The organism is Burkholderia sp. E168m15 (assembly GCF_016586105.1).
In the GTDB taxonomy this organism is placed as follows: domain Bacteria; phylum Pseudomonadota; class Gammaproteobacteria; order Burkholderiales; family Burkholderiaceae; genus Burkholderia; species Burkholderia orbicola.
Map to the genome: position 1 here is coordinate 19,939 of NZ_BCPO01000116.1, position 10,301 is coordinate 30,239.

Annotated in this window: 10 protein-coding genes and 1 pseudogene; 5 read left to right on the forward strand and 6 right to left on the reverse strand. The window is 67.4% G+C overall.

Going from position 1 to position 10,301, the window contains the following annotated elements:
* Positions 1-2,244 carry a TonB-dependent siderophore receptor gene (locus JMF86_RS18440; RefSeq protein ID WP_011694783.1) on the reverse strand — a complete coding sequence of 748 codons (2,244 nt, stop codon included), beginning with the start codon at positions 2,242-2,244 and terminating at the stop codon, positions 1-3.
* A gap of 284 nt (positions 2,245-2,528) precedes the next feature.
* Here JMF86_RS18440 and JMF86_RS35090 point away from each other — a divergent pair.
* Positions 2,529-2,597, forward strand: a pseudogene (locus tag JMF86_RS35090) (VapC toxin family PIN domain ribonuclease); the annotation flags it as partial.
* Positions 2,598-2,740: 143 nt separating this feature from the next.
* Here the strand turns inward: JMF86_RS35090 and JMF86_RS18445 are convergent.
* Entirely contained in the window at positions 2,741-4,036 is a 1,296-nt protein-coding gene (locus tag JMF86_RS18445) for an aspartate carbamoyltransferase (RefSeq protein ID WP_011547337.1), read from the reverse strand.
* A 234-nt stretch (positions 4,037-4,270) separates the two neighbouring features.
* Between JMF86_RS18445 and JMF86_RS18450 the strand changes: the two genes are divergently transcribed.
* Positions 4,271-4,405, forward strand: a complete 135-nt coding sequence (locus JMF86_RS18450; RefSeq protein WP_006485835.1) for an entericidin A/B family lipoprotein — start codon at positions 4,271-4,273, stop codon at positions 4,403-4,405.
* Between the two features lie 94 nt (positions 4,406-4,499).
* On the opposite strand, the gene JMF86_RS18455 is transcribed toward JMF86_RS18450, so the two are convergent.
* The 3 genes from JMF86_RS18455 to JMF86_RS18465 all read right to left on the reverse strand — a co-directional run bounded on the left by JMF86_RS18455 (position 4,500) and on the right by JMF86_RS18465 (position 7,159).
* Positions 4,500-5,048, reverse strand: coding sequence for a hypothetical protein (locus JMF86_RS18455; RefSeq protein ID WP_011547338.1), 549 nt, complete (start codon positions 5,046-5,048; stop codon positions 4,500-4,502).
* 202 nt (positions 5,049-5,250) lie between these two features.
* The gene (locus JMF86_RS18460; protein ID WP_012339713.1) at positions 5,251-6,183 is read right to left on the reverse strand and encodes a DMT family transporter; all 933 of its coding nucleotides are present in this window, start codon (positions 6,181-6,183) and stop codon (positions 5,251-5,253) included.
* Between the two features lie 181 nt (positions 6,184-6,364).
* Positions 6,365-7,159 (reverse strand): AraC family transcriptional regulator, encoded by a 795-nt coding sequence (locus tag JMF86_RS18465; RefSeq protein ID WP_011547340.1) that lies wholly within the window; start codon positions 7,157-7,159, stop codon positions 6,365-6,367.
* 170 nt (positions 7,160-7,329) lie between these two features.
* Here JMF86_RS18465 and JMF86_RS18470 point away from each other — a divergent pair, with 170 nt between their 5' ends.
* Both JMF86_RS18470 and JMF86_RS18475 read left to right on the forward strand, forming a co-directional pair.
* Positions 7,330-8,163 (forward strand): molybdenum cofactor biosynthesis F family protein, encoded by an 834-nt coding sequence (locus JMF86_RS18470; RefSeq protein WP_011547341.1) that lies wholly within the window; start codon positions 7,330-7,332, stop codon positions 8,161-8,163.
* Positions 8,160-8,969, forward strand: coding sequence for an SDR family oxidoreductase (locus JMF86_RS18475; protein ID WP_011547342.1), 810 nt, complete (start codon positions 8,160-8,162; stop codon positions 8,967-8,969). The genes JMF86_RS18470 and JMF86_RS18475 overlap by 4 nt, the downstream gene beginning before the upstream one ends.
* Positions 8,970-9,061: 92 nt before the next feature.
* Here the strand turns inward: JMF86_RS18475 and JMF86_RS18480 are convergent, their stop codons facing one another.
* A complete protein-coding gene (locus tag JMF86_RS18480; RefSeq protein WP_011547343.1) occupies positions 9,062-9,739 on the reverse strand; it encodes a dihydrodipicolinate reductase C-terminal domain-containing protein in 678 nt (225 codons plus the stop codon).
* Positions 9,740-10,139: 400 nt separating this feature from the next.
* On the opposite strand from JMF86_RS18480, the gene JMF86_RS18485 reads away from it, so the two are divergent.
* Positions 10,140-10,301: KR domain-containing protein (locus JMF86_RS18485; RefSeq protein WP_201317101.1), on the forward strand; the 162-nt coding region annotated here is incomplete at its 3' end.

A 10,301-nucleotide genomic window follows, 5' to 3' on the forward strand; every position in this document is an offset into this window, starting at 1 on the left:
TCAGTAGCGCGCGTTCAGCGTGACGAACGCCGAACGGCCGGGCGCGATCGACGCATAGTGCGCCGGATACGCCTGATCGAAGTAGGTGCGGTTGAACAGGTTGTTGACGTTCAGTTGCAGGTCGAGCTTCTTGTTGATCCGGTACTGCGCCATCGCGTCGAAGCGCCAGTACGACGGCACGGCGCGCAGGTTCGCGGGATCGCCGAATACTTCCGACATATAGAACGCGCCGCCGCCGACCGTGAACTTCGGCGTGACGTCGTAGTTCGACCACATCGTCAGGCTGTGCTTCGGCGTGTTCGGGAAGCGGTTGCCGTTGTTCGCGGCGTCCTTGCCGTTGTCGCGCAGTTGGCTCTTCATGTACGTGTAGCCGCCGAACACCTGCCATTGCTTCGTGATCTGGCCGGCGAGGCCGAGCTCGAGACCCTGCACGCGCTTGTTGCCGACCATCGCGTACTGGTTGTTCGGCAGCGTCACGCGTGCGTTGGTCGTGTCGATCTGGAACAGCGCGGCCGTCAGCGACAGCTTGTCGTTCAGCACGTTCCACTTCGTGCCGAGCTCGATGCTGCGGTTTTTTTCCGGCGAAAGCTGATCGGCGTTCGGGCCGACGCCGCCGCGGCCCGGCGTGAGCGACTGCGTTTCGCTGCCTTCGCCGAGCATCATGCCGGCGGGCGTCGACGAGGTCGCATACGACGCGTAGATGCTGCCGTTCTGCGCGGGCTTGAACACGAGGCCGGCCTGCCAGTTGAAGAGCGTGTCGTCGCGCGTATAGGTCTTGCCGCCATTCGCCTTGGTATCGGTGAAGCGGGTCGAGTAGTCGTCGACGCGCACGCCGGCGTTGACTTGCCAGCGCGGCGTGATCTCGATCGTGTCGAAGCCGTAGATCGACTTCGTCGTGGTGCGCGCATGCGCGTAGTCGTTGTTGCGCGTGATCGAACCGGCCCACGGATCGTTCGGGTTCGGCGACCACAGGCTCGTGCAGTTGTAGCCCGACGCGGCGCCGATGCCTTTCTGGCAGATCGTGCCCTTGTCGGTCGCGACCGTGTACGAATCGCGCTTGCCCCATTCGCGCGACAGCTCGATACCGGTCGTGAAGCTGTGCTTGAACGGGCCCGTGCGGAATTCGCCGAACAGCTCGGTCAGGTTCGCGAGGCTGTTGATCGAGCTGTTGCGGTTGTTGTTGCGGCGCCAGACCTTGCCGTTCACCACGTTGCCCTGGCTGTCGTCCGGCTGCGTCCAGATGTAGTCCTGTGTCGATTCCGTGTAGCGCGTGGTGTTGCGCACCGTGAGGTTCGGCGTGATGTCGTGCTCGATCTTGATCGTGCTGATGTCCGACGTGGTCTTGCGGAAGTCGCGGTCGATCAGGCCGTAGAAGTTGTGGCGATCGACGGGCGCCGGATAGATCGTGCCGACGTTCGCGGGCTTGTTCGACGTCGTGTAGAAGTACGGGATGCCGCCGTCGGGCATGTCGTCCGTCTGCAGGTGGTAGTAGCTCGCGGTCACGCGCGTCGGCGTGCCGAGGCCGAACGCGATCGACGGCGCGACGCCCCAGCGCTCGTTGTTGACGGCATCGCGACCGGCGACGTCGTTGTTGTGGCTCATCAGGTTCAGGCGGAACGCGGCGTGCTCGGCGAACTGCCAGTTGCCGTCGGCGGTGAAGCGGCGATAGCGGTCGGTGCCGAGGCCCGCGCTCGCGGCGGCCGTCGTGCCGAGGTGCGGGGCCTTCGTGATCAGGTTGATGCTGCCGCCGGCGCCGCCGCGGCCGCCGTACGCGCCGTCGGAACCCTTCGTGATCTCGACGCGTTCGGTATTGAAGATCTCGCGCGTGGTGGCGCCCGTGTCGCGCATGCCGTCGACGAACATGCTGCCCTGCGTGTCGTAGCCGCGAATGAACGGACGGTCGCCGAGCGGGTTGCCGCCTTCGCCGGCGCCGAACGTGATGCCGGGCACGGTGCGCAGCGCTTCGGTCAGCGTCGCCGCGCCGCTGCTCTGGATCAGTTCCTGCGGAATCACGGTGACGGATTTCGGCGTGTCGACGAGCGGCGCGGTGAATTTCGCGGAAGCGGAAAAGTCGGCCTTGTAGCTGTGCTCGGTCTTGCCCTGGATCTCGATCGGCGCGAGGTGGCCTTCGGTGCTGGCGGGCGCCGCGGGCGGCGTACCGTCGGCGAACGCGGGGCTCGCGGCGAGCACGCTGCACAAGGTGGTGAACTTACCGAGCTTCAGCTCGTCCGGACGGGATTTCATGGTGCGCTTCGACCTCGTGGTGTGGCCCCGGAGGCACTGCGATGCGGAAATGTGCACGCCGCCGGGAATTATTACGATTTGTTTTCAGGCGGCATTCTATGTAATTTCCTGTTAAATGAGAAGCGTTCTTGTTCTCGTTTGTAAGGGAAGTGTTGACGAATGTTGCGGGGTGGTCGAAGGCTTGTGGGGCGGGGAAGGATGGCCGATTGGCCGAGTATGAAGGGCTGGGCGGTGGGACTAGAGTGGTTGCGTCGCGGGGCGCCGAGTGACTGCAAAATGCCAAGGTGGCCACGCGCGACGTCGCGCCGTTCGAGGCAGCAGGCCTGCGTGTGATCGACCCTTGGACCGCCTGACGCCGGGTTAGGCGCCGTCACGTTGTTACCGGCGCCGAAAATGACAACGCGCCGTGCAAGCCGGCGCGTTGGGTGCGTGATGTCTGCGCGTGGCCGTTGAACTGACGCAATCCCGCGTTCAGGCGCGCGACACCGGCCGCAGGTCAGTCGATCCCGTGAAACACCGCGTCTTCCGGCCCGAGGTATGCCGGCGGGCGCCACGTCGCGTCGCGCATCGAATGCTGGACGAGATTCTCGACACCCAGCAGTACCGCGAAGATCGCCATCCGCACCGGAATGCCGTTGTCGGTCTGCCGGAAGATCGCGAGACGCGGGTCGCGGTTCAGGTCGACCGACAGGTCGTTCGCGCCGGGCCGGCTGTCGCGCGGCAGCGGGTGCATGATCAGCGTGTCGGGCTTGCACACCGCGTCGACCAGCGCCTGGTTGATCTGGAAATCCGGCGTATAGCCTTCGAACGACTCGTCGGTGAAGCGCTCCTTCTGAATTCGCGTCGCGTAGACCACATCCGCGCCGCGCAGCCCGGCCGCGAGGTCGTTGGTCTGCTCGACCACATGGCCGTTCGTCGCGATCTGCTCGACGATGTACGTCGGCATCTCGAGCGTCGGCGGCGACACGAGCGTGAACTTCAGCCCGCGGTACAGCGCGAGCAGCTTGACCAGCGAGTGCACGGTGCGGCCGTATTTCAGGTCGCCGACCAGCGCGATGTGCGCGCCGTCGACTATCTTGCCGAGTCGCGAAAACTCGCGCTGGATCGTATAGAGGTCGAGCAGCGCCTGGCTCGGGTGCTCGCCGGGGCCGTCACCGCCGTTGATCACCGGCAGGTTGGTCGCGCGCGCGAATTCGGCCACCGAGCCTTTTTCCGGATGGCGGATCACGAGCGCGTCGACGTAGCCAGCCATCACGCGGCTCGTGTCGTAGATCGATTCGCCCTTGGCCATCGACGAGAACGTGAACCCCGTCGTATCGCACACCGAGCCGCCGAGCCGGCAGAAGGCCGCGCCGAACGACACGCGCGTGCGCGTGCTGGCCTCGAAGAACAGGTTGCCGAGCACCGCACCTTCGAGCACGCGCGAAATCTTGTGGCGGCGCGCGATCGGCTGCATGACATCGGCCACGCGGAACAGCGCCTCGACCGAATCCCGCGAGAACTGGTCGACGGAGATCAGTTGCGGCTTGCCTTCGAACAGGAATTGCTTCGCGAGCCCTTGTTTATCTACGCTTTGCGTATAGTTCTCGCCATCCGGTGCCGAGCGCTCGACGATTTCGGACACGAAGCGTTCGACGATCTCGGGCATCCCGCGCGATTCCTGCGAATCGTCCGGAAGCAGCCAGGTATCCAGCGCGCGCCGGCTGACGCCGATGCGATTCGCGAATGCCTCGCGGGTCATGTTGAGGCGGCGCATCGCGTCGCGGAGGAAGGCTTGCTGGGGAACGGTCATCGGCGGCTCCTGGGCGGAAAATATACGCGGTGCGTATATTAGTTCCTGCCGCAATGAAGTCAAGAAAAATCTGCGCGCATGCGCGGTGTGGTGCGTATGACACTCGGCGGAGCCGTACTGGCGCGCGGCCTGCGTCTCCGTATAATCAGGTCAGGCCCCGTGTCCGGCAGCGTGCCGGGCGCCAGCCGCACACGATTCGCCCGAATGGGCATGTTGATTCGAAGGAGAATGAGAATGACGCGTACGATTGCTGCAATGCTGCTGGTGGTGACCGCGGCGCTCGCCGGTTGCAATACGGTCGCCGGCGTGGGCCAGGACATTTCGAAGGGCGGCCAGGCGATCAGCGATTCGGCTGAAAAGGCCAAGTAAGCCGACCGGTTCCGGTATGCAGAAGGCGCCGGCCTTCCCGCGATTGCGGGGAGGCTCGGCGCCTTTTTTTACGCGCGGGTCGATGCCGGTGGCGTCAGGCGCGTTCCACGAACGCGTAGCGGCCTTCGACCTTGCGCGGCGTGAACCAGCCGTAGTCGGGGAACAACCGGGTGCGGACGAACCACACGTAACCGACCAGCACGACCGTGATCGCGAGACTCGGCAGCGCGGCCGCCGGATCGCGCCCGAGATCGGCGACGGCCTTCGGTATCTGCAGCAGCGACAGCACGATGAACGCGTGATATGCGCCCACCCGATGGGTCGCGAAGCCCCAGATGAACAGCAGCGACAGCGGCACGGTCAGCGCAAGGAAGACGGTGACGAGGACGTTGCCGGCACCGGATACGAAGAAGTAATACGCAAGCATCAGGCTGATGACCAACTGGGCGATGCCGAGCGCGATCAGGATCCGGACGTGCACCTTGTTCTTGCGGCAGCGTTCGGGGTCCGGGCGCGATGCGATCAGGTGCGCGAGCACGCGATCCTTGAGCCCCTGTCCGGACAGTTCGGCCAATGTGTCGGCCTTCCTCGTTCCCGCGGACAGCAGCACCGCGATTCTTGTTTTGGCTTCCTTCCTGTTCATTGCTTGGCGGATTGTTGTTCGATGGTTGTCAAAGGGTGTGGCCACGCGAATATTGCATCTTGCGCAGCCGTGCGCAACGGTTTTGCGGTGCGAGGACACATTCCTACAGTCGCCGGCTGCATCGCGGAAAGGTGGCGATCGGCAGGCGATGCGACGGCAGGGTGCCGGAGCCCTTTTCGCCGCGAGGCAATGAACGCGCGAGTCAGTCGATGGCGGTCCGCGCGGCGAGCGTAGCGCGTGATGCGCCAGGCGGCTCGCGCCGTCGCGTCGCGCCGACGAGCATGCCGGCGACGACGAGCGAGATGCCCGCGACACGCGTGCCGGTCAGCGTTTCGCCGAACAGTGCGACCGCGAACAGCACGGCCGAAACCGGCGCGACCGCCGTGAACAGGGCCGCCTCGGTGCCGCTCGTGCGGGCCGAACCCGCATACCAGCACAGGTAGCCGAGCACGGTCGGAATCAACGCGTAGTAGACGATCGCCGATACGGCGCCGACGGTCCAGCCGCTCGCCACTGCTTGCCATTCGAACGCGGCCGGCACGAGTGCGAGCACGAAGCCGAGGCCCGACATCGCGGTGGAGAGCGCGAGCGGCGGGACCGGTGCGGCAAGCCGTCGGTTGAGCAGGATGAAGACCGCTTCGCATGCGACGGCCGCCAGCACCAGCGCATCGCCGGCAAGTGTTTGCAGCGACGGCATCGCGTGGCCCGGCGCGAACGTGACGAACAGCACGCCGGCCGTGGCGAGCGCGGCGGCCAGCCAGTCGCGCGGCGTCTGCCGCTCGCGCAGCACGACGGCCGCGATCAGCGTCGACATGGCCGGCAGCGTGCCGAGCATCACACCCGCATCGAGCGGCGACGACAGTTTCGTGCCGCTGATCAGCAGCACCGTATAGCCGACGCCGCCCGCCGCCGCCTGGATGACGAGTAGCACGGCGTCGCGTGCGGAAATGCGCGGCCAGCACATGTGCTGCGCGCGCATCAGCGCGAACAGCAGCGGGGTCGCGATCAGGAAGCGCAGCGCTGTGGCCGCGAACGGCGGCAGGCCGCCGGCCGCGAGACGGCTCGCGATGACGGTGCTGCCGACGCCCGCCATCGCGGCGGCGAGATAGAGATAGCCAATCAGTCGTGTCTTCATGCGTCGCATCGTCGCGTATGGCGGCGGGGCGCGTCTTGAACGAAATTGCAGCGCGAGAGGCATTGAATGCGGTGCGCCGTCGACAGGCCCTGACGCAATAGGTCGTGGCTGCCGTCGAGGTAGCAACCGCCTTTGAATGCACTGCGCCCGGTAGCTCTGCACTGCGCGGGCGATGCGTTGATTATCCTGCCTGCGTGAACCGCCCCGGCGTGATCCCGAACTGGCGTGCGAACGCACGCGTCAGGTGGCTCTGATCGGCGAAGCCGGCTTCGGCCGCGGCATCGGCGATCGGCAGGCCGCTGGCCAGGAGCGCGCGCGCCAGCCGCGTGCGCGACTGAACCAGATAGGCGTGCGGCGTGATGCCGAGCTCGCGCGCAAAGCCGCGCAGCAACTGGAAGCGGCTGACGCCGCTCAGGTCGGCCAGCTCGGCGAGCGACACGGGAGCAGCCGGCGCTGCATCGAGCCGCTCCCGCGCGACGCGGACGGCCGGCGCGACGCCGGCCGCCGGCAGCGTGCGGTTCGCGTGCCGGGCGAGCAAACCGGCGACGAGCATCACGAGCGCTTCGTCGCGGGCCAGCGGCGGGGTTTCGCCTGCGACGATGCGCGCATGCAGCCGACCGACGGCGGCCGTGAGCCGCGCGTCGCGCACGGCCGGATGGGCAAGCTCGACGCCGCCGAGGCCTTCTTCCGCGGCGACGCCCGCGACCAGCCCGGGCGCGAGGTACAGCATCCGCCAGCGCCTGCCGGTGCCGGCCTCGAGCGGCGAGCCGTCGTGCATCTCGCCGGGATTGACCATGATCGCGTCACCCGCCAGCGCGTCGACCTGCCCGCGACCGCTCCACGACCGGTGCGCACCGCTGACGATCACGCCCACCCCGAATTCGTCGTGCGCGTGGCGCGGAAACGCGCGGTCGGATTCGAGGCTGATCGCTTCGATGCCTTCGCCGGTGCGTCGATAGTGGGTGACACGGTGCATGTGCGCTCCTCGCGCCGGTCGCGGCGCGGATCACGTGCACTTTAGCGCGTTCCGGCGCCGCGCGCCCTTCATCCTTTTGGCGGATATCGCGCGGCGCGTGCAGCCGGCACCATGTGCACATCGGCAGCGTACACGGCCCGCCGGGCCTGAAGCTGCATGGGAGACGGCAGGTGGAACGACAGGACCCGGTATTCATTCAGGTTGGCGCGCTCGCGGACGGCTTCGCGCCGGAGGCGAACATCCTCGCCCCCGTCGACGCACTCGTCGGGCGGACGCTGGCGCTTGGCGACGCATCGGGCGCGTGGCGCGTCTATACGTTCGAGCCGGATGCGCTGCAGTGGCGCGATGCGGCGAGCGATACGGGCGGCCGCGCGCCGTGCCGCGTGACGCGGCTGCGCGATGGACTGTACTTCGTCGACTACATCGATGTCACTGCTCGGGCGACGTCGGTCAGCCTCGTGATCGATCTGGACACCGGCGTGTGGACGTCGGTCGTCGGTACGCTGCCGACGGAAGCCGACACGCGCATCGATGCGTTCACGCGCGTCGCGCGCGGGCTGCCGCTGACGGCCGTCGACGTGCAATTCCGGCACGGCACGCTCGGCGGCCACGCGCAGCCGGGGCCGTTGCATGCGCCCACGCACGAGCTGATCGGCAAGCGGACGATGTACCGCTACAGCCCGACCGAATGCTACGAGCACATCTACCTGAACGAGAATTTCTACGCGTGGCAGTGCCTGCAAGGCGTCGAAGGCGGGCTGGCCGATGTCGACCGCTGCCATTACTTCAAGATGGCGGACGAGCTGTATCTGTTCGTGTGGCGCGAGAAAGTGGTGCCGACGCTCGGCGTCGTGCTGATCGACCTCGCGCAGCGCAAGACCGACGGCAAGATCTTCGGCTATCAGGGCGGCGATTTCGGCACGCTGTCGAATTTCCAGATCGGCGCTTACGCGCAAGTGCTGAACGAAACCGTGTACCCGCCCGGCGGCGAGGCGCAGCGATGACTGCCGTGCCGGGCAGCGGTCGCCTGCGGGCGGATTTCGGCGGCCGTGTCGTGCTCGTCACGGGCGCCGCGCAAGGAATCGGCGCGGCGATCGCGCGCCGTTTCGCAGAATCCGACGCGTTCGTCGCCGTGGCCGACCTGAACGGCGACGCGGCAGCCGCGCAGGCCGACGCGCTGGCCAGCGCGGGCGGCGACGCACGCGCGTATCGGGTCGATGCCGCGAGCCGGGGCGACCTGGATGCGCTCGTCGCGGCAGTCGAGCGCGACGGCGGCCGACTCGATGTCGTGATCCACAATGCCGCGTATTTTCCGTTGACGCCGTTCATGCAGATCGACGAGCCGACGCTCGATCGCACGCTGTCGGTCAACCTGTCGGCGCTGTTCTGGCTCGCGCAGGCCGCGTTGCCGGCATTCCAGCGGGCGGGGGCCGGCAGGCTGCTCGTCACGTCGTCGGTGACGGGGCCGCGCGTCGTCTATCCGGGGCTTGCGCATTACGCGGCGTCGAAGGCCGGCGTGAACGGCTTCATCCGGGCGGCGGCGCTGGAGCTGGCGCGCCGCAACGTGACGGTCAACGGCGTCGAACCGGGGATGATTCGCACGCCGGCGGCCGGCAATCTCGGCGACGCGTCGGTCGCGGCGCAGATCGCGCACGACATTCCGCTCGCGCGGATGGGCGAGCCGGAGGACATCGCGAACGCGATGCTGTTTCTCGCGTCGGCCGACGCGGCGTACATCACCGGGCAGACGATCGTCGTCGATGGCGGGGCGACTTTGCCGGAGAGCGGGGCGGTGCTCGGAGAACGATAGCGAGGGGCGGTTCGCAGGGCTGCAGCGACGCTGTGGCGGCATAGGCGCGCGTACCGGGCCGCCGCGGGCCGTGCCGCGCGCCGCCGCCCTGACTACAGCCAGCCGTTGCGGATGAATTCGACGATCGAATAGCGGCGATGCTCGAGATCGTGCTGCCGCACGGCCTCGACGATGCGCGATACGCCGTCCGCATAAGGCGTCTCGCCGGATACGCGCGATTCGAACTGCAGGCTGCATGCACCGTCGTCGATGCGTATCCGGTGAACCGCATGGCGGCCGAGCTGATCGTCGGCGATGGCGAATTCGCTGCGCTGCACGGCCGGGTCGCGCACGGAGCGGATGTCTGCCGGCTGCACGCCGAGCGACGCGGCGATGCCGACGGCTGTGCCGGGGACGGACGTCTTGCCGGCCTGATGCGACTCGGTCACGCTGATCTCGCAGTCGCGAAACAGGTGGCCGCTGGTTTCCAGCATGCTCATGAACTTGAGCATCAGGATGTTCGTGTTCGGACACAGCACGACCGGAAAGCCGTACGTCCCGGTTTCGAGGTCGGAGCCGGTCGACAGCTCGACGAGCGGCGACGCGGTGGCCTGGCAGAACGCGATCGCGGCGGCGAGTTCGCGGCCGGAACCGGCATGGACGACGATCGACCGGGCGTCGGTTCGCGTGGTGTCCGACCAAGGCATCACGCGGTAGGTGGCCGGGTCGAGCTTGTGCGAGCCGAGCAACTCGTTGGCGAGCTTGCCGGTTCCGATGACGAGTACTTGCATGGGATTGACGGGTTGAGGTTCGGGTGGCGAGTGGGCGGCGGCGGTGCAGGCTGTCGAGCAAGCCAGCTGTCGTGCCGCTTGCCGCGCCGGGCGGGCATCGCGCATTATGCCCGTCCGTCGGTTGGCGCGCTGGTCGGGCCGGGCATGTGGTGTCGCGGCGCATCGGCTCGCCGACGCCCTCGGCAGCCCACCTCGCCCGCGACGTTGCGATGGCCCGCGGCGCGTGCGTGTGGACCGCGATCCGTTTCGTGGCGCAGCCGCCGGGCTGTCGCCCGGGCAACCGAAGCGAAACGACCGAGGAACCGCGCTGCCGCACCTTCATCCCGTGCGCACGAACGCGTGAACGGCGCTACGCTGTCGGCATTTCATCCCATCACCCTCGATCCAGGAGAACACATCGATGGAACACGACCTGAAAGGCAAGGCAGTCGCGATCACCGGCGGCTTCGGTCATCTGGGCGTCGCGACGGCCGCGTGGCTCGGCGAGCGCGGCGCACGCGTCGCGCTGATCGGCCGCGGCGCGGCGCCGGCGGCGCAGACGCTGCCCGGCGTGCCGGCCGAT